General features: G+C 71.4%; 15 protein-coding genes. 7 read left to right on the forward strand and 8 right to left on the reverse strand.

The features are described 5' to 3' along the window. Nucleotides 1-201 precede the first annotated feature (201 nt). The gene (locus FO059_RS11990) at nt 202-1,758 is read left to right on the forward strand and encodes a 3-hydroxyacyl-CoA dehydrogenase NAD-binding domain-containing protein (RefSeq protein ID WP_199256991.1); all 1,557 of its coding nucleotides are present in this window, start codon (nt 202-204) and stop codon (nt 1,756-1,758) included. Between the two features lie 136 nt (nt 1,759-1,894). Here FO059_RS11990 and FO059_RS11995 read toward each other — a convergent pair whose 3' ends face one another. Then, on the reverse strand, nt 1,895-2,308 hold the full coding sequence (locus FO059_RS11995) for a cytochrome c oxidase subunit 4 (RefSeq protein WP_143909055.1): 414 nt from the start codon (nt 2,306-2,308) through the stop codon (nt 1,895-1,897). 33 nt (nt 2,309-2,341) lie between these two features. Next, nucleotides 2,342-3,487 (reverse strand): aa3-type cytochrome oxidase subunit II, encoded by a 1,146-nt coding sequence (gene ctaC / locus FO059_RS12000; protein WP_143909057.1) that lies wholly within the window; start codon nt 3,485-3,487, stop codon nt 2,342-2,344. Nucleotides 3,488-3,905: 418 nt separating this feature from the next. On the opposite strand from ctaC, the gene asnB reads away from it, so the two are divergent. Continuing rightward, complete coding sequence (asnB, locus tag FO059_RS12005; protein ID WP_143909058.1) at nt 3,906-5,882, forward strand: asparagine synthase (glutamine-hydrolyzing); 1,977 nt, start codon at nt 3,906-3,908, stop codon at nt 5,880-5,882. A gap of 113 nt (nt 5,883-5,995) precedes the next feature. Here asnB and FO059_RS12010 read toward each other — a convergent pair whose 3' ends face one another. The 3 genes from FO059_RS12010 to FO059_RS12020 form a co-directional block, all read right to left on the reverse strand. Continuing rightward, complete coding sequence (locus FO059_RS12010) at nt 5,996-6,973, reverse strand: carbohydrate kinase family protein (RefSeq protein WP_143909060.1); 978 nt, start codon at nt 6,971-6,973, stop codon at nt 5,996-5,998. A 208-nt stretch (nt 6,974-7,181) separates the two neighbouring features. Further along, a complete protein-coding gene (locus tag FO059_RS12015) occupies nt 7,182-7,532 on the reverse strand; it encodes a HesB/IscA family protein (protein WP_143909062.1) in 351 nt (116 codons plus the stop codon). Nucleotides 7,533-7,785: 253 nt separating this feature from the next. Further along, complete coding sequence (locus FO059_RS12020) at nt 7,786-8,883, reverse strand: glycerate kinase (protein ID WP_143910710.1); 1,098 nt, start codon at nt 8,881-8,883, stop codon at nt 7,786-7,788. 85 nt (nt 8,884-8,968) lie between these two features. Here FO059_RS12020 and FO059_RS12025 point away from each other — a divergent pair, with 85 nt between their 5' ends. From FO059_RS12025 to FO059_RS12035, 3 genes are read left to right on the forward strand one after another with little or no spacing between them, the layout of a single operon-like run. Continuing rightward, nucleotides 8,969-9,700 (forward strand): DUF3043 domain-containing protein, encoded by a 732-nt coding sequence (locus FO059_RS12025; protein WP_233266707.1) that lies wholly within the window; start codon nt 8,969-8,971, stop codon nt 9,698-9,700. After that, entirely contained in the window at nt 9,690-10,814 is a 1,125-nt protein-coding gene (gene cobT / locus FO059_RS12030) for a nicotinate-nucleotide--dimethylbenzimidazole phosphoribosyltransferase (RefSeq protein WP_143909064.1), read from the forward strand. Before FO059_RS12025 ends, cobT begins: the two co-directional genes overlap by 11 nt. 34 nt (nt 10,815-10,848) lie before the next feature. Beyond that, nucleotides 10,849-11,598, forward strand: a complete 750-nt coding sequence (locus FO059_RS12035; protein ID WP_233266708.1) for an adenosylcobinamide-GDP ribazoletransferase — start codon at nt 10,849-10,851, stop codon at nt 11,596-11,598. Nucleotides 11,599-11,649: 51 nt separating this feature from the next. Here the strand turns inward: FO059_RS12035 and FO059_RS12040 are convergent, their stop codons facing one another. Next, a complete protein-coding gene (locus tag FO059_RS12040; RefSeq protein ID WP_143909068.1) occupies nt 11,650-12,753 on the reverse strand; it encodes a branched-chain amino acid aminotransferase in 1,104 nt (367 codons plus the stop codon). A gap of 23 nt (nt 12,754-12,776) precedes the next feature. Further along, entirely contained in the window at nt 12,777-13,913 is a 1,137-nt protein-coding gene (gene gcvT / locus FO059_RS12045) for a glycine cleavage system aminomethyltransferase GcvT (RefSeq protein ID WP_143910712.1), read from the reverse strand. Between the two features lie 275 nt (nt 13,914-14,188). Here gcvT and FO059_RS12050 point away from each other — a divergent pair, with 275 nt between their 5' ends. Then, nucleotides 14,189-15,757 (forward strand): leucyl aminopeptidase, encoded by a 1,569-nt coding sequence (locus FO059_RS12050; protein ID WP_372497882.1) that lies wholly within the window; start codon nt 14,189-14,191, stop codon nt 15,755-15,757. Nucleotides 15,758-15,808: 51 nt separating this feature from the next. Here the strand turns inward: FO059_RS12050 and FO059_RS12055 are convergent, their stop codons facing one another. Further along, nucleotides 15,809-16,189: an oxidoreductase gene (locus tag FO059_RS12055; protein ID WP_143909070.1), complete on the reverse strand. Its 381-nt coding sequence runs from the start codon at nt 16,187-16,189 to the stop codon at nt 15,809-15,811. 517 nt (nt 16,190-16,706) lie between these two features. Between FO059_RS12055 and sucB the strand changes: the two genes are divergently transcribed. Next, nucleotides 16,707-18,509, forward strand: a complete 1,803-nt coding sequence (sucB, locus tag FO059_RS12060; protein ID WP_143909072.1) for a 2-oxoglutarate dehydrogenase, E2 component, dihydrolipoamide succinyltransferase — start codon at nt 16,707-16,709, stop codon at nt 18,507-18,509. Nucleotides 18,510-18,533 lie beyond the last annotated feature (24 nt).

Raw genomic sequence — 18,533 nt, forward strand, 5'->3', positions numbered from 1 at the left:
GGGCGATCAGCGTCGCGCGGGAGCGCCCGAAAGACGTATGCCCCTCCCCTCCCCCGCCGGCCCGCGCGCGTGATGCAGACTCGCATGGGCCGCGACCCTGCGGACGGCCCGCACACTCGTGACGCCCTACGTCCGAGGGCCGATAGTCTGTTCACAGCGACCACGACCGTCGCCACGAACGCGATGAGAGGAAGCGTGCGGATGCCCCCGTTCCCCCGTATCCGTGTGATCGGCGCCGGCACGATGGGCCGCGGCATCACGCAGCTTGCCGCCGGCGCCGGCTGCACCGTGGAGCTCACCGACCAGTCCGCGTCGGCGGTCGACGACGGCATGGCCTTCGTCGCCCGCATGCTGCAGCGGTCCGCCGCGAAGGGGCTGTCCACCCCGGACGAGGCCGAGGCGGCCATCGGCCGCATCAGGACCGGAGTGGACCCCACCGCCCCCTCCGACGAGATCGATCTGGTCATCGAGGCCGTGGCCGAGCGGATCGACGTCAAGCAGCGGCTCTTCGCCACCCTGTCCGGGGCCCTGCCGGGCGCGGTCCTGGCCTCCAACACGTCATCGTTGTCGATCACCGCCATCGCGTCCGTCGTGGCGGATCCGTCGCGCGTGATCGGACTGCACTTCTTCAACCCGGTGCCTCTGATGAAGATCGTCGAGGTGGTTCCGGGCACCCGTACCTCACCCGACGTGCTGACTGCCGCCCGCGCATTCGTCGAACACACCGGCCACACACCCGTACAGGCCAAGGACAGTCCCGGCTTCCTGGTCAACCTGCTCGGCAGGGGCCTCCCGACGGAAGCGCTCGCGGTCCTCGACGAGGACGTCGCCGACGTGGCGGACATCGACCGCATCGTGCGTGACATGTTGCATCTGAAGATGGGCCCGTTCGAGCTCATGGATCTCTCAGGACTCGACGTGTCCCACCCCGTGCTGGAAAGCATCTGGAAGGGCTTCTACGGCGACGAGCGGCTCCGCCCCGCGGGAAGCACCCAGGTACGCGTCTCCGCCGGCCTGCTCGGCCGTAAGAGCGGTGAGGGCTTCTACCGCTATGCCGACGGGTTTCCGCAGGTGCCGTCAGAACACGCCACCCCGGCCGACCCGTCCGCCACCGCGCTGCACATCGTCGGCGGTGGGCCGCTGGCCGACCTTCTGCGCGGCCGTGGAGTCCGGGTCACCGATGGCCCCTCCCCCTCTGCGGTATCCGTCGTGCAACCGCTGGGCCGTCCCGCGTATCTGGCCGCGATCGAGCACGACCTCGATCCACGGCGCACCATCGGCGTCGACCCGCTGGGCATCCCGCTGCTCACGACGCAGGGGGACGACGACAGCAGTGAGGGCCGCCGGGCGCGGCTCGCCGTCGTCGCCCCGTTCACCGTCGACAAAGAGGCCGGGCGCCGCGCCGTGCGGGCGCTGGCTTCGATCGGCAGCGCGATCACCGTGACCGCCGACGGCCCCGCCCCCGTGGCGCAGCGCATCGCGGCCTCCATGGTCAACGTCGCCTCGATGGCGGCGGAGAAGGGGCTCGCGAATCCGGGCGACATCGACCGGGGCGCACGATTGGGCCTGGGCTATCCGATGGGGCCGCTGGCGATGGGGGACAGCATCGGGCCGCAACGCATCCTTGCCATCCTGGACGGACTTCTCGATTACACCGGAGACCCCCGGTACCGCGCTTCAGGATGGCTGCGTGCCCGGGCAGACCTCGGACTTTCCTTGCTGGACCCCGCGGCGCGCCCGCACGACCTGCTCAGCTGACGCCACTGCCGGCCTCAGTGTCCCGGACCCGGGGTTCACATCACCGCTGCGGGAAGCGAGCAGCATGCACGACGCGTCGATGCCGCGCCCCGACTCGGGGCGCGGCATCGACGCGATGGTCAGCGCAGTGCGCTTCTCAGTGGCGCTCGGGGCCCACGTGGTACTCGAAGACCAGTCCGGCCGCCGCCATGAGGATGAGCACGATGGCGAAGATGAACAGCCACGGCAGCCACAGTGCGAACCCGATCGCGAAGATGCCGGCGGAGAAGGCCACCAGGATCGGCCACCAGCTGTGCGGGCTGAAGAAGCCCAGGTCGCCGGAGCCGTCGCTGATCTCGGCGTCCTCGTAGTCCTCGGGGCGGGTGTCCAGGCGTCGGGCGACGAACCGGAAGTAGGTGCCGACGATCATCGCCAGACCCGCCGCCAGCACCATCGCCGTCAGGCCGGCCCATTCGAGCTCGCCCTCGATGGCGGTGAAAACGCCGTACACGATCGCGATGATGATGAAGAACACCGTCACCAGTTCGAAGATTCTTGCTTCGACCTTCATGTCAGTCCTCGTCCTAAATCCGCAGGTGGGCTGCTACTTGCCTTCGGTCGCAGCCGCTGCTGCCTGATTGAACCGCTGCTCGAACGGATGTGTGGTGATCGCCGTCGGCGTGCACACGTCCGTGCCGTTGTAGTCACACGCGTTGTCCACGGCGCCCGGGTTGGCGGCCTTGGAGTGCTGCTGCTGCAACGCGGCGAGCGCGTCGGCGTTGGACACTTCCTTGCCGCCGTTGCGCTGCGGGTCGCGGATCTCCATGTACTCGCTGAACAGCTGCTCGGGGACGGCGCGGATCTCGAAGTTCATCATCGAATGGTAGGTGCCGCACATCTCCGCGCAGCGGCCCACGAAGGCGCCGGGGCTGTCGATCTTGTCGATCGTGAATTCGTTGCGGGACTGGTTGGCCTCCGGGAACGGCATCACGTCGCGCTTGAACAGGAACTCCGGCACCCAGAACGAGTGGATGACGTCCCTCGACCCGAGGGTGAAGCGCACCGACTGGTCGACGGGCAGGACCAGCACCGGGATCTCGGTGGTGGAGCCGACGGTGGTGATCTGGTCGTTGTAGAGGTAGGACCAGTCTTCACGCATGCCGGTCTGGCCGCGATCCTTGGCCTCCTGGACCTCGGGGCTGACGTCGAAGTGACGGTTCAGCTTGCGGTCCGGATCTTCCGCGCTCGGGTCCGGCGGGTTGTCGTAGCCGGCCGTGCTCGCCTGCCGGTAGCCGAACTGCCAATTCCACTGCAACGCGGTGACGTCGACGGTGACGTCCGGGTCGGACGGGTTCTCGTTGACGTAGTTCTGCGTCTGGACGGTGAAGAAGAACAGCACGGCGATCGCAACGAACGGCGCGGCCGTGTAGGCAAGCTCCAGCGGCACGTTGTACTGCGTCTGACGCGGAAATTCCGGGGAGTTCTTCTTCTTGCGGTGGAACATCAGCGTCCAGAACACCAGACCCCAGACGAGCATGCCCATGGCCATCGCCGCGACGATTGACCACGTCCAGAGCTCGCGCATGCGCTGGGCCTCCGGGGTGACGCCCTCCGGCCAACCCGCGCGCAGAATCGGGTTCTTGATATCCGTCAGGGAACACCCCGCGAGCACCATCCCTGCAAGGCCCAAAGATGCCGCAAGTCCTATGCGCCGGACGAGCCGACGCCGACCACCGTGTGCCACGTTCACGCCTTCCTGCCTTGCTACTGCCGAGTGTTGCTGCCCATCGGAATACTACGCAGCGTAGACCACGGGACCCCGAGAACCCGAACTCGGCCCTTCGACCGCCGGAACGCGCACCGCGGCACGCCCCGCCGGAGCCGCAAGCGCAGGTGATGCGCGCGCACTGCCCGCCGCGGCCGCCGGAGTGATCGTCACCGTCACCGTCATCGTCAATCGTCACCGCCGACGTCGTCGCCGGCCGCACCGTCACTCTCACAGCCCGCTCCGGCCAACACCACCAGAGGGGGTCGCACCCGACGCCTCCGCTCATTGTGCGGCATACTCTGCTTGCGAAAACGCCGAATCGGCTTCTCCGCACAGTCCGCCGCCGCGAAAGCGCCGGTGCCGGGGATCCCGTCAACGATCTGCGAGGTGTGCAGCCCCTGTGTGTGGCCTTCTCGGACTCGTCAGCGCCGACGTGGCAGTGCCGCCGGCTTCCATCGACAGGGTGCACGCGGCCCTGACCTGTCAGCGGCACCGCGGCCCCGACGAGTCGGGAGTGTGGACCGAGCCCGGCGCTCCCGGCGGCGAGCCGCCGCACGGTCGCGTCGTCTTCGGGTTCAACAGGTTGTCGATCATCGACATCGGCCATTCGCATCAGCCGCTCACCTGGGGCCCCGAGGACGACCCGGAGCGCTACACCCTGACCTTCAACGGCGAGATCTACAACTACCTCGAGCTCCGCGCGGAGCTCGAGCGCGAGCACGGCGCGGTCTTCCGCACCGAGGGCGACACCGAGTCCATCGTCGCCGCATACCACTACTGGGGTCCTGCCGCGGTGGAGAGACTGCGCGGCATGTTCGCGTTCGCGATCTGGGACAGCCGGGAGCAGACGATGTTCCTCGCCCGCGACCCCTTCGGCATCAAACCGCTCTTCTACGCCACCGGGCCGCACGGCACCGCGTTCTCCAGCGAGAAGAAGAGCCTCATCGAGCTCTCCGACGTCCTGGGCATCGACCTCGGCCTGGACCCCCGCGCCACCGAGCACTACATGGTCCTGCAGTACGTCCCGGAGCCCGAGACGCTGCACGCGCAGATCCGCCGACTGGAATCCGGCACGTACGCGACGGTCCGACCGGGCGGCGAAGTGCAGCCGCACCGGTATTTCGCGCCCCGGTTCCCCGTGCGACCGGTCACCCCGGGCGCCGGGACGGGCCCGGGAAGCGCCGCGGCCCGGCACCGCGAGATCGCCGAAGCACTCGAGGACTCGGTGGCCAAGCACATGCGGGCCGACGTGACCGTGGGCTCGTTCCTGTCCGGCGGCATCGACTCGACGGCGATCGCCGCGCTGGCGATGCGCCACAATCCGGACCTGATCACCTTCACGACCGGATTCGAGCGCGAGGGGTATTCGGAGGTGGACGTCGCCGCCGAGTCGGCCGCCGCCATCGGCGCCCGCCACGTCGTCAAGGTGGTGAGCCCGGCCGAGTTCGCCGCCGCGATCCCGGAGATCATCTGGTACCTCGACGACCCGGTCGCCGACCCGGCCCTGGTCCCGCTGTACTTCGTTGCGCGCGAGGCCCGCAAGCACGTGAAGGTGGTGCTCTCCGGGGAGGGCGCGGACGAGCTCTTCGGGGGCTACACGATCTATCGCGAGCCGCTGTCGCTCAAACCCTTCGAGCGGCTGCCACGGCCCCTGCGCCGCGGCGCGGGCCGGCTCTCCGAGCGCATCCCGGACGGAGTCCGCGGCAAAAGCCTGCTGCACCGTGGATCGATGACGCTGGAGGACCGCTACTACGGCAATGCGCGCAGCTTCAGCGATGCCCAGCTCCGGTCGGTGCTGCGCGGCTTCCGGCAGGAGTGGACGCACCAGGACGTCACCGCGCCCATCTACGACGTCTCCCGCGGGTGGGATCCGGTGGCCCGCATGCAGCACCTGGACCTGTTCACGTGGCTGCGCGGCGACATCCTCGTCAAAGCCGACAAGATCACCATGGCCAACTCGCTGGAGCTGCGCGTGCCGTTCCTCGACCGCGCGGTCTTCGAGGTGGCGCAGACCCTGCCGCTGGACCAGAAGATCACGAGGCAGACCACCAAGTTCGCCCTTCGCCGCGCCCTCGAAGGCATCGTCCCGCCGCACGTGCTGCACCGCGCCAAGCTCGGGTTCCCCGTCCCGCTGCGGCACTGGCTCGCGGGCACGGAGCTCTACGACTGGGCGCACGCGGTGATCGCCGAGTCCGGCACCGACCACATCTTCGACAAGGCCGTCGCCGCGCAGATGCTGGTGGACCACCGCGCGGGCGTCGCTGACAACAGCAGGCGGCTGTGGACGATCCTGGCCTTCATGATCTGGCACGGGATCTTCGTCGAAGAGCGCATCCGCCCCCGGATCGACGAGCCGGCCTACCCCGTGGAGGTCTGACGCCCCTCCCCCGGCCGTCAGGCCGGGGGACCCGGCCCCTCGACGGCGAACGCCGGTGCCGGCACGACACACCCGTGCCGGCACCGGCGTTCGCCGTCAGTACGCCTCCGGGGTCAGCCCGGCAGCAGCGCCGCCAGGTCCGCGGCGGCCTCAGGACCGTACGCCGCGCTCAGACGTGCGGCGGCCGCGCTCTTGTCGAGCGACCACTCCTGCGTGCCCGTCGTCTCCAGCACGTGCACGGCGACCAGCGACCCCAGCTGGCCGGCACGCTCGAGCCCCAGCCCTGCGGTGCGCGCCGCCAGGAAGCCTGCGCGGAACGCGTCGCCCACCCCGGTCGGATCCACCGGATTCTCCGAGGGGACCACGTCCACCTGCACGGTGGTGCCGTCGGCGTCCACCATCACCGCCCCCTTGGCGCCCAGCGTGGTCACCCGAAGGCCGATCATCGCGGACACCTGCTGCTCTGTAAGCCCGGTCTTCTGCAGCAGAAGGCTCCACTCGTACTCGTTGCCGAACAGGATCGCCGCACCGTCGATCAGTTCGCGGGCCTGCTCGCCGGTGAGCCGCGCCAACTGCTGGGAGGGGTCGGCTGCGAACGGGATGCCGAGTTCCCGGCATTCACGGGTGTGCCGGATCATCGCGTCCGGGTCGTTGGCGCCGATGAGCACCATCTCCAGGGGCCCGTGCTGCTGCGCGAGAGCATCCATCCCGATCTCCCGCGCGCGCGACATCGCCCCGGGGTAGAACGAGGCGATCTGCGCCATCTCGGTGTCGGTGGTGCACACGAAGCGCGCGGTGTGCGCCTCCTGGGACACCAGGACGCCGCTGCAATCGACGCCGTGCTCCTCCAGCCACGCCCGGTACTCGGCGAAGTCGACGCCCGCGGCCGCCGCGAGCAGGGGCCGTCCGCCGAGCGCGCCCATGGCGAACGCGATGTTGCCGCCGACGCCGCCCTTGCGGACGACCAGGTCGTCGACGAGGAAGCTGAGCGAGACCTGGGCGAGATGCTCGGAGAGCAGCTGTTCGGAGAACTTCCCCGGAAACCGCATGAGGTGATCGGTGGCGAGGGAGCCGGTGACGACGATGGTCACGAGTGTGGCCTTTCAGGTTCGGGAACTGGCGCACGGGCCCCGCCTGCAACCGGGGCCCGCCTGCGCTCGGGCACGTCGTTCTCTCTGCAGACCGGACGCCGAGCGGCCTTCACCGTACTCGGCCCGGACGACGCCGCCTCGCCGCCCGGAAGCGCCTCCGGGGCCGGCGCCTACAGCAGGCGCCGGCCCCGGAGGGGTTCGCGAAGAATCAGTTGAACGAGTCGCCGCAGGCGCAGGAGCCGCCCGCGTTGGGGTTCTCGATGGTGAAGCCCTGCTTCTCGATGGTGTCCGCGTAGTCGATCGACGCGCCGTCGAGGTACGGGCTGCTCATCCTGTCCACGACGAGCTTGACGCCGCCGAACTCCGCGGCGAGGTCGCCGTCGAGCGCGCGGTCATCGAAGAACAGCTGGTAGCGCAGTCCCGCACACCCGCCGGGCTGGACGGCGATGCGCAGAGCGAGGTCGTCACGGCCCTCCTGGTCGAGCAGTGCCTTCGCCTTGGTGGCGGCCTCATCGCTCAACGTCACGCCGTGGGTGGCGGTGGTGCTCTCGACAGTCATGAAATCTCCTCAGCTCGTTCAGACGCACGCCTATGTCTTCAACGGTACCGCCCGCCGCAACATTCCCGAAGGCTGCGGGCCGGGAGAATCGGTGACGTGCGGGCCTCCGGCCCGGCTGGTCGGGACCGGTGGTTCACACCCCGCACCCGGCGCACACCGGCTCGGCAGGCGACGCGCGCGTCCTGCACACATTGTGCAGCTCCCACGTGACCGCGCGCCACTCCCTGCGGCAGCACCCGCGTCCGCTCCCGGGTCACGCCGCTTCGGCCGCGGCGCGTGCGGCACAGCGTGCCGCCTCGGACACCAGTGCGGCGGGCCTGGCCATCGCCTCGTCGGCGGACCCGGCGATCTCGGCGACGGACCACACCTCGTCGATGCCCATGCGCCGCCACTCCGATTCCTCCAGCGCGATCCGGCCGGCGATTGCGACGACCCGCGTACCCTCCCTGGCGCCCTCGTCGGCGACGTGGCCGACGACCTTTCCGCGCGCCGAACCGGCATCGAGCCGCCCCTCGCCGGTGAGCACCACATCGGCACCGCCGATGGCCGCGCGCCTGCCTGTGAAGTCGCCGACGATCCCGGCGCCCGGATGCACCCGCCCGCCGAGCGCGATCAGCAGCCCGCCCAGTCCACCGGCCGCGCCCGCGCCTTCGCAGTCCCGCACGTCCACGCCGGTCTCGGCGAGCAGCACCGCGCTCCACTCCCGCAGCCGTTCCTCGAGCAGCCGCACCGCCTCGGCGCTGTCGGCGCCCTTCTGCGGTCCGAACATCGCGGCCGCGCCTGCGGTGCCCAGCAGTGGGCTGCGAACGTCGGCCGCGGCGATCAGGTCCACCCCGTCGAGCGCGCCGCGCATCCTGCGCAGACCGCCGAAAGCCTCCGCCGCGCCGGCTCCGCCGTCGGTGCCGGCGCTGCCGCCGAGCCCCACGACCATGCGCTCCGCACCCTCGGCGACAGCCCGCGCCATGAGTTCGCCCACTCCGAAGCTGGTCGCCTCCCTGGCCGTCTCCGGGTCCGGAGGCCTGCCCAGGAGATGCAGCCCGCACGCCTGCGCCGACTCGATGTAGGCGGTGGTGCCCGCGCGTAGCCACTGCGCGCCGACCGGCACTCCCAGCGGCCCGGTCACCTCCGCCCGTCGCAATTCCGCGTGCGACAGCCCGATGGCGCGACCGAGGACGTCGACGAAACCGGGGCCGCCGTCGGACTGCGGGGCGGCGACCACGGTGTCGCGCCCCCGGGCGCGGGCCCAGCCGTCCGCAATTGCGGACGCCGCCTCCGCCGCCGTGAGCGTGCCGCCGAACCCGTCGGGGGCCACGAGCACGCGAAGCGGCCGCGCGTGGGGACCGTGTCGCATCGTCTGCACGCGTCCACGGTAGTCGCGGCGCGTGCATCGCAGACCGGGATCGGGGCCGCGCACGCGGTCCCTATAACCTGGTGGGGTGAAGTTTCTGCGCCGCGGGGCCTCGGATGCTCAGCCGATGCCCGACGATCCCACCTCGCACGACGATTCCGCCCCGGACGACGATCCCTCCCCAGCCACGGGGGACGCCTCGGACGCCGACTCCGGCCAGGGAGGCAAGACTGCTGGAGGCGGCAACGTCACCGAGGGGAAGGGCCGTCCCACGCCCAAGCGCAACGCATCCGCGAAGCGCCGGGGACCCGTCGGGCCCGCTCCGATGACGGCGAAGGAGGCGCGCGCCCGCCGCCGGGTCAACCGCGACGGGACCAAGAAGTCCCGCGAGGAGCGCAAGTCCGAGTCGGCGGACAAGCGGGCCGCGATGGCCGACCGGCGCGAACGCATGATGGCGGGCGAGGAGAAGTTCCTGCCCGCCCGCGACCGCGGGCCCGAGCGGCGCTTCGTCCGCAACATCGTCGATTCGCGCCGCCACCTGGTGGGCCTGTTCATGCCGCTGGCCATCGTCATGATCCTGTCGCTGTTCCTCGCCCCGAACATCCAGGCGGTGGTCAGCCTGTTCATGCTCATCATGGTCGTGCTGATGATGATCGAGGGGTTCTTCCTGAGCCGGCGCACCTACGCCCGCGTCGCGGAGCGGTACCCCGGCGTGGTCGACAGCCGCTTCTCCCTGGGCTGGTACGCCTTCGTGCGTGCATCGCAGCTGCGCCGCATGCGGACCCCGCGCCCGGAGGTCTCCGTCGGCGATGAGGTCTGACGTGACCGCGGCCGCGGCCGCGCTCGGTGCGACGTTCCCCGGCGTCACGCCGCCCGACGCCCAAGCGCTGCGCGACGCGCAGGCCCGGCAGCGGGATCTGACCAAGCCCCCGGGCTCGCTGGGCCGCCTGGAGGACGTGGGGTGCTGGGTCGCCTCGTGCCAGGGGCAGTGTCCGCCGCGGGAGCTCGCGCGGGTGCGGGTCGTCGTCTTCGCCGGCGACCACGGCATCGCGCGCGCCGGCGTCTCGGCCTTCCCCCCTGATGTGACCGCGCAGATGGTGCGGAACTTCCGCCGCGGCGGAGCCGCTGTCAACGCGATCGCGGACAGCGTCGGCGCCGGGGTGCGGGTGGTCGACGTCGCAGTCGACGGGCACCTCCCCGGTGCGGATCGCAGTGTCGACGATGACGCTGCGGATCACGATGCCGACCCCGTCCGGGCATACAAGGTCCGGGCCGCGTCGGGTCGGATAGACCGCGAGGATGCGCTGTCCGCGGAGGAGACGATCACCGCCATCGGCGCCGGTCGCGCCATCGCGGACGAAGAGGTGGATGCGGGGGCGGACCTGCTGATCGCGGGCGACATGGGCATCGGCAACACCACGCCCGCCACCGCCATCGTCGCCACCCTCACCGGTCTGGAACCGGTGGTGGCGGTGGGGCGCGGCACCGGCATCGACGATGCCGCCTGGATGCGCAAGACCGCGGCGATCCGCGACGCGATGTTCCGTGCGCGGCACTTCGTGGGCGACCCGGTCGCGCTGCTGCGGACGATCGGCGGCGCGGACCTCGCGGCCATGGCGGGTTTCCTCGCGCAGGCGTCGGTGCGCCGCACGCCCGTGGTCCTCGACGGCCTGATCGCCACGGCGGCCGCACTGGTGGCCGCGCAGCTCGCCCCCGGGTGCCCGGACTGGTGGTTGGCCGGCCACCGTTCCGCGGAACCCGCGCACGACGCAGCGCTCGAGCGGCTGCACAAGCAACCCCTCCTCGACTTCGGCATGCGGCTGGGCGAGGGCACCGGCGCGTTGACCGCGGTGCCCGTGGTACGTGCGGCGGTCGCCACACTGTCGAACATGTCCACTTTCGCCGATGCCGGTGTCTCCGGTGCCGCGGACTGACGGGGTCCACGGCCTCCCGCCCGGACTCCGGACCGTGGTCGACGGTCCCGCCCTGGCGTTGTCCTGGCTGACGGTGCTGCCCGTCCCGGTCCCCCACGGCGGGATCGACAGGGCGCGGGCGCGACGAGCGATCTTCTCCGCCCCCGCAGTGGGAGCGCTGCTGGGCGCGGCCGCCGCCGGATTCCTCTGGTGCGCAGTCACGGTGGGCCTGACGCCGACGCTCGCGGGGCTGATCGCCGTCGGGCTGCTCGCCCTGGCCACCCGCGGCATGCACGTGGACGGACTGGCCGACACCGTCGACGGACTCGGATGCTACGGGCCGCCCGAACGCGCGCTCGAGGTGATGCGCTCCGGCGGGGCAGGGCCGTTCGCCGTCGCCGCGATGGTGGTGCTCCTCGGTTGCCAGGCCCTTGCCCTCGGTGGACTGGCGGACGCGTCGCGATGGACCGCGGTCGTCGTCGCCGTCGCCGTGGGGCGTGCGGCGGTCGTGATCGCGTGCCGGCGCGGCATCGCACCGGCCACGCCCGGCGGTTTCGGCGGCCTCGTCGCGGGCTCGCAACCGGCCGCCGTGCTCGCCGCGTGGACGCTCGCGGCCGTCGCGGCGTCACTGTTCGCGGTGCCGGGGCGGATGTGGCAGGGGCCCGTCGTCGTGGTCGTCGTGCTCGCGGCGACCGTCGCCTTCACCGCGCACTGCGCCCGCCGCTTCGGCGGGATCACCGGCGATGTCCTCGGCGCCGTCATCGAGGGCACCGTGGCGATCACCGCGGTGGCGTTCACACTCTGACCCAGGGGATCTCCGCTTGCGCGTCCTTCCCCTACCGGAAACCGCCGGGGGTCAGGCCAGCCGCGTCATCCAGCCGTGCGTATCGGCGAAGGTGCCCCGCTGGATGCCGGTGAGCGTGTCCCGCAGCGCCCGAGTCACCTCGCCCGCCTCGCCGTCGGCCACGGTGAACTCGCCGTCGGCGTGTTTGACCGTCCCGACGGGGGTGATCACCGCCGCCGTTCCGCAGGCGAAGACCTCGGTGATGTCACCGGATGCGCAGCCGCGCTGCCACTCGTCCGCGCTGATCCGGCGCTGCTCCACGCCGTAGCCTGCGTCCGCGGCCAGCTGCAGAAGCGAGTCGCGGGTGACGCCCGGCAGCAGCGAGCCGGACAACTCGGGGGTGACCAGGCGTGCGTCGGAGCCGGAACCGAAGACGAAGAACAGGTTCATCCCGCCCATCTCCTCGATGTACTCGCGCTCCACCGCGTCGAGCCACACCACCTGGTCGCAGCCCTTCTCCGCCGCCTGCGCCTGCGCGATCAGCGACGCGGCGTAGTTGCCGCCGAATTTGGCCGCGCCCGTGCCGCCGGGAGCGGCGCGCACGTACTCGTGCGAGAGCCACACGCTCACAGGCTTGATCCCGCGCGGGAAGTACGCGCCCGCGGGCGACGCGATGAGCACGTACCGGTAACCGTCGGACGGGCGCACGCCCAGTCCCACGTCGGTGGCGAGCATGAACGGCCTCAGATACAGCGACTCCTCGCCGCCCGCCGGCGGAACCCATGCGGAGTCGACGGAGAGCAGCTGCCGCAGCGATTCGAGGAAGAGCTCCTCCGGCAGATCGGCCATCGCGAGACGCTCTCCCGACGTCCGGAACCGGCGGGCGTTGGCGTCCGGCCGGAACGAGTGGATGCCGCCGCTCTCGTGCCGGTAGGCCTTGAGCCCCTCGAAGATCGACTGGCCGTAGTGCAGCACCGTGGCCGCCGGGTCGAACGTCAACGGCCCGTAGGGGCCCACCACCGCGTCATGCCAGCCCTGCTCGGGCGAAAAGTCGATGGTGACCATGTGGTCGGTGAAGAACTTCCCGAAGCCGGGGGCCGCCAGTACGCGCTCGCGCTCGGCGTCCGAATGCGGTGCGGGATGCGGCTTGTGCGCGAATTCGGGAAGTCCGGTCATGCGCGTCATGATATCGCAGGCGGTCAACGGACCCTGCTCGGCACGAACGGCGGCGCGACCACCTCGCACCGGAGACCACGGCCGCGCACATCCACCGTGACGGTGTCGCCGGTCCGCGGCGCGGCCTGCGCGTCCATCAGCGCCAGCGCGATCCCCGCACCGAGGGTGGGCGAGAAGGTTCCGGACGTGCAGACCCCCAGCACGGTTCCATCCTCGTCGCGGACCTCGTGTCCCGGGCGGGGGATGCCCCTGCCGAGGGCCCGCAGCGCCCGGAGCCTGCGCGGCGCGCCGGCCGCGCGCATCTCCTGCAGTGCCGCGCGCCCGCGGAAGGCCGGCTTGTCCCACGCGACAGCCCATCCGCACCGCGCCTCGAGCGGCGAGATCCGTTCCGACAGTTCGTGTCCGTGCAGCGGGTAGGCCATCTCGGTACGCAGGGTGTCGCGCGCCGCCAGACCCGCGAGGACCCCGCCCTGTTCCTCGACGGCGGCGTGCAGCGCATCGAAAACCGCGCCCGCGCGCGCCCACGGGACGATCACCTCGTATCCGAGCTCCCCGGTGTAGCCGGTGCGGCCGACCCTCACGTCCACGCGCGCCGCGCCGAAATCCGCAGCGAGGTCGGTGAACCGCATGTAACCGATCTCCGTCGGCAGCCCGGCGGCCGCCAGCACCGCCGGCGAGCGCGGCCCCTGCACCGCCAGCACCGCGCGCCCGCGGTGCTCGTCGACCACCTCGATTCCGGCCGGAGCGCCCGCACGCAGCACCTCCGCGACCGCCCGGGCGTTGGCCGCGTTGGGGACCAGGAACACCTCACCCGGGCCGACGCGGTACGCCAGCATGTCGTCCGTCACTCCGCCGTCCTCGGTGCAGCAGAGCGTGTACTGCGCGGCGCCGTCGCCGATGGCGCCGAGATCCGCGGTCAGGACGGTGTCGACGTACCCTGCGGCATCCGGGCCCCGCACCGTCAACTTTCCCAAGTGCGAGACGTCGAAGATCCCCACCCGCTCGCGCACACCGTTGTGCTCGGCGACGACCCCGGTGAACGACATCGGCATGTCCCACCCGCCGAACTCCCCGAAATCCGCGCCGAGCGCAGCGTGCCTGTCATGCAACGGGCCGCGCAGCACGCCGCGGTCCGTCGCGTCCGTGGAGTGGAAGTCCATGTCCATGCCCCGACCGTATCGCCGCCGGGACGGGTGCACCGCGGCTTCACCCGACCGCCCACCGCCCACGCGGCAGGGCCGCCGCAACCCGGCCACCACGGACGCCGCCGCCGTTCCCGACGCGGTCGATACGATGGCGGAGTACACAGCCGACGGCCGTTCCGGCAGTCTTCCATCGGTCTCCGAGGAGCCGGCCGCTCTGCACCGACCCGTCCGGCAGAACATTCTTGGCCACGATCCATGCATTCCTGGCCACGATCCATCAGGAGCCGCAAGTGAGTGCCTCGCACACCGACCCCGCTTCGCCGACGTTCCCCGTACCGACGCCCCGGCTCGCCGCGGTGACCGCCGTCGACCCCGCCGCCGAGGTCCTCGTGGTGGGACTGTTGCAGGGCGAGCAGGGGCCTTCCCTGGCCGACCTCGGCCCGCTGTCCGGCGAACTCGCCGCCGACGTCCTCGCCCGCCTGGAATCCGTGGGGGCCGACGGCGCCGACGGCACGGTGCACCGGGTCCCCGCCCCGCAGGAACTCGGCGTGTCGAGTGTCCTCGCCGTGGGCCTCGGCGGCGTTTCCGAACCGTCGGTGGACACCGACGACGCAGCGACCGGCGAGCCCGAAGAGCGCCTCCGCCAGGCCGCGGGCACGGCCGCACGTGCGCTCACCGGCGTCGAACACGCGGTGACGACGCTGTCGCTGCGCGCCGCGGGTCCCACCGCGGAAGGCTTCGTGCTGGGCGCCTATCGGTACGACGAGTTCAAATCGGAGCCCGGCCCCGCCCCCGTCGCCCGTGTCGACCTCCTGGTGCCGGACGCCGCAGCGGAGTCCGGCGACGGCGCGGATCCCGTCGCACAGGTCGAGCACGCCGCGGCCGTCGCCGCCGCCGTCGTGATCGCGCGGAACTTCGTCAACACCCCGCCCAGCCACCTGTATCCCGCCGAATTCGCAGACCGGGCACGCGCAGTGGGCACGGCGACCGGTCTCGACGTCGAGGTGCTCGACGAGGACGACCTCGCCGAGGGCGGCTACGGCGGCATCCTCGGCGTCGGCAAGGGGTCGTCGCGCCCGCCGCGTCTGGTGCGCATGGCGCATCGCGGCGGGACGGACGGGGCGCCCGGCGTCGCGCTGGTCGGCAAGGGGGTCACCTTCGACTCCGGCGGCATCTCCATCAAGCCGGCGGCGGGCATGGAGAACATGACCTCCGACATGGGCGGCGCCGCGGCAGTGGTCGCCACCGTGGTGCTCGCCGCGCAGCTGGGCATCCCGCTGGACGTCACCGCGTACGTCCCGATGGCGGAGAACCTGCCGTCCGCCACAGCGCAACGCCCCGGCGACGTGCTCACCCAATACGACGGCACCACCGTCGAGGTCATCAACACCGACGCCGAGGGACGGCTCATCCTGGCCGACGCGATCGCGCGCGCCTGCGAGGACTCCCCCGCCTACCTCATCGACACCGCCACCCTCACCGGCGCGCAGATGGTCGCGCTGGGGTCGCGCACGCCCGGCGTGATGGGCACGGACGACTTCCGCGACCGCGTCGCCCGGATCTCCCGCACGGTGGGCGAGAACGGCTGGCCCATGCCACTGAGCGGCGAGCTGCGCGCCGACCTGGATTCGAAGGTGGCCGACCTGGCCAACGTCACCAACCACCGTTGGGGCGGGATGCTGGTGGCCGGGCTGTTCCTGCGCGAGTTCGTCGCGGACGGCGTCCAATGGGCGCACCTCGACGTGGCGGGACCCGCGTACAACACCGGAGGCGCCTTCGGTTACACCGGCAAGGGCGGCACCGGCGTACCCGTGCGCACCATGATCGCCGTGCTGGAGGACATCGCCGCAAACGGCTGACACACCGCGGGGACGGTGGCCGCCTCGGCCGCCGTCCCCGGGCACGTGCGCTCAATCCACCGGATCCCGCTGCTGCGCGCGGTCCTCGAGCAGCTCCGCCCGCAATTCTCTCCGCCGCCGGACGCGGGCGCGTTCGATGTGGTCGCGCATGCGCTGCGGATATCCGACTTTGGTCACGTCGTAGATCGGGATCGCGGCCTCCCGCCCCACCCGCGACGCGCCACGGGCGCCGCCGGGCGCCCGGCGGGTCCAGTTGCCGTCCTTGTCGACGAGGACGATCGTGACCGCGTTGAAGGAGTTCTCCGGCTCCACGAACCCCTCGACGCCGTCGTGGGACGTGGCCCAGGCCACCAGGTACGCGCGATCAGCGCCGGCGCGCGTCCGCTTGTCCTTCGCCGCCGGTCCGCCGAACAACCCGTCCAACAATCCCATCGAGCATCCCCATCATCGCGTTGACAACCTTCGCCGCACCTCGTCACCCCTCCCCGCCACCCGTCGTCACGCCCGCCCCGCGCCGACACGTGCCCGGATCCCCGCACAATTCTGCCATCGGAACACCGCGGCGCGCCGCGCCCCTGCGCACACCGCGCACCGCATGCGCAGCGCCTGTCGTGGTGCGGGAGCCGGCCCGGGGTCGCGGCGGCCGAGCCTACCTGCGGGTCGGTTTCCGCGCGCGGCTTCTACAGCACACCCACCACGAGCACAAATCACGCACGGGTGCAAGGATGGACGCCGGAGATGCCCGACGGCGCCGGCATGGGCAGCGCGGGTGCGGACTAGCGACGGCAACGAGCGACGTCCGCCCGTGGAGCCCGTGCCGCTCTTCGGCAAAACGGTACCTCCAGGCCCACCGGCCAGCCCACAATGAAGCCGTGCCCGCCGACCGGGCAGCAGCACGGCGCAGAGCGACCCCGAAGAACACATACACAACTTTCAGGAGTCAGACGACATGGCCTTCTCCGTCCAGATGCCGGCCCTCGGCGAGAGCGTCACCGAAGGGACCGTCACGAGGTGGCTCAAGCAGGAGGGCGACACGGTAGAGGTCGACGAGCCCCTGCTGGAAGTCTCCACCGACAAGGTCGACACCGAGATCCCGTCCCCCGCCGCAGGTGTCCTCACCAAGATCGTGGCGCAGGAGGACGACGTGGTCGAGATCGGCGGCGAGCTCGCCACCATCGGCGACGCCGGCGAAGCTCCCCAGGAGCAGCCGGAGCAGCAGCAGGAGGCGCCTGCGGCCGAGCAGGACTCGACTCCGCAGCAGGACTCCGCCCCCCAGCAGGATTCCGCCCCCCAGCAGGATTCCGCCCCCCAGCAGGATTCGGCCCCCCAGCAGGACTCCGGTGGCGCCGACGGAGGCACCCCGGTGACGATGCCCGAGCTCGGCGAGTCGGTCACCGAGGGCACGGTCACCCGGTGGCTCAAGTCGATCGGCGACGAGGTCGCAGTGGACGAACCCCTGCTGGAGGTCTCCACCGACAAGGTCGACACCGAGATCCCGTCGCCGCTCGCCGGCACCCTGCTGGAGATCACCGCGCAGGAGGACGAGGTGGTCGACGTCGGCGGCCGACTCGGTGTCATCGGATCCGGTTCCCCCGCACCCGAGAAGCAGCAGCCCCCCGCCCAGGAGCCGCCCAAGCAGGAGCAGGCCTCCACCCAGGCGGCCCCCCAGCAGCAGGCCCCGGCTCCCGCCCAGCAGCAGGCCCCCGCCCAGGCAGCGCCCCAGCAACAGGCCCCGGCTCCCGCCCAGCAGCAGGCCCCCGCCCAGGCGGCCCCCCAGCAGCAGGCCCCGGCTCCCGCGTCGTCCGGGAGCACCCCGTACGTCACCCCGCTGGTGCGCAAGCTCGCGGGCCAGCACGGAGTGGACCTGAACTCCGTGCGCGGCACCGGTGTCGGCGGCCGCATCCGCAAACAGGACGTGCTCGCCGCGGCAGAGGACAACAAGGCCGCCGCCGCAGCCCCCGCTGCTCCGGCCGCACCGGCGCGGTCCGGGTCCGGCGCTTCGGCCGCACCCCGGCCCGAGCTCGCCCACCTGCCGGGCACCACGCAGAAGGCCAACCGCATCAGGCAGATCACTGCGATCAAGACGCTCGAGTCGCTGCAGACCACCGCCCAGCTCACCCAGACCCACGAGGTCGACATGAGCCGGGTGGTATCCCTGCGTGCACAGGCCAAGGCCGCGTTCGCCGAGCGGGAGGGCGCCAACCTGACGTTCCTGCCGTTCTTCGCCAAGGCAGCGGTGGAGGCGCTCAAGGCGCACCCCAACGTCAACGCAAGCTACGACGCGGACGCCAAGGAGATCACCTACTACTCGGCGGTGCACCTCGGCATCGCGGTGGACACCGAGCAGGGGCTGCTCTCGCCCGTGATCCACAATGCGAGCGACCTGTCGCTCGCCGGGCTCGCGCGCGCCATCGCCGACATCGCCGACCGCGCACGGACCGGCGGCCTCAAGCCGGACGAACTCACGGGCGGCACGTTCACGATCACCAACATCGGCAGCCAAGGTGCGCTGTTCGATACGCCGATCCTCGTCCCGCCGCAGGCCGCGATGCTGGGCACCGGCGCCATCGTCAAGCGCCCCGCCGTGGTCAAGGACGACGCCGGCAACGAATCGCTCGGCATCCGGTCGATGTGCTACCTGCCGCTGACCTACGACCACCGCCTGGTCGACGGCGCGGACGCGGGACGTTTCGTCAGCACGATCCGCCAGCGCCTCGAGGAGGGTGCGTTCGAGGCCGACCTCGGCCTGTAACCGCACGGCACGTTAGTAAACCCC

The sequence above is a fragment of the Tomitella fengzijianii genome, assembly GCF_007559025.1.
Lineage (GTDB): Bacteria > Actinomycetota > Actinomycetes > Mycobacteriales > Mycobacteriaceae > Tomitella > Tomitella fengzijianii.

Coding starts and splice junctions, on each gene's coding strand:
- cobT (WP_143909064.1), top strand. CDS start 9,690: ATGAGGTCTGACGTGACCGCGGCCGCGGCCGCGCTCGGTGCGACGTTC.
- FO059_RS12055 (WP_143909070.1), bottom strand. CDS start 16,189: ATGGGATTGTTGGACGGGTTGTTCGGCGGACCGGCGGCGAAGGACAAG.
- gcvT (WP_143910712.1), bottom strand. CDS start 13,913: ATGGACTTCCACTCCACGGACGCGACGGACCGCGGCGTGCTGCGCGGC.
- FO059_RS11995 (WP_143909055.1), bottom strand. CDS start 2,308: ATGAAGGTCGAAGCAAGAATCTTCGAACTGGTGACGGTGTTCTTCATC.
- FO059_RS11990 (WP_199256991.1), top strand. CDS start 202: ATGCCCCCGTTCCCCCGTATCCGTGTGATCGGCGCCGGCACGATGGGC.
- FO059_RS12020 (WP_143910710.1), bottom strand. CDS start 8,883: ATGCGACACGGTCCCCACGCGCGGCCGCTTCGCGTGCTCGTGGCCCCC.
- sucB (WP_143909072.1), top strand. CDS start 16,707: ATGGCCTTCTCCGTCCAGATGCCGGCCCTCGGCGAGAGCGTCACCGAA.
- FO059_RS12040 (WP_143909068.1), bottom strand. CDS start 12,753: ATGACCGGACTTCCCGAATTCGCGCACAAGCCGCATCCCGCACCGCAT.
- FO059_RS12015 (WP_143909062.1), bottom strand. CDS start 7,532: ATGACTGTCGAGAGCACCACCGCCACCCACGGCGTGACGTTGAGCGAT.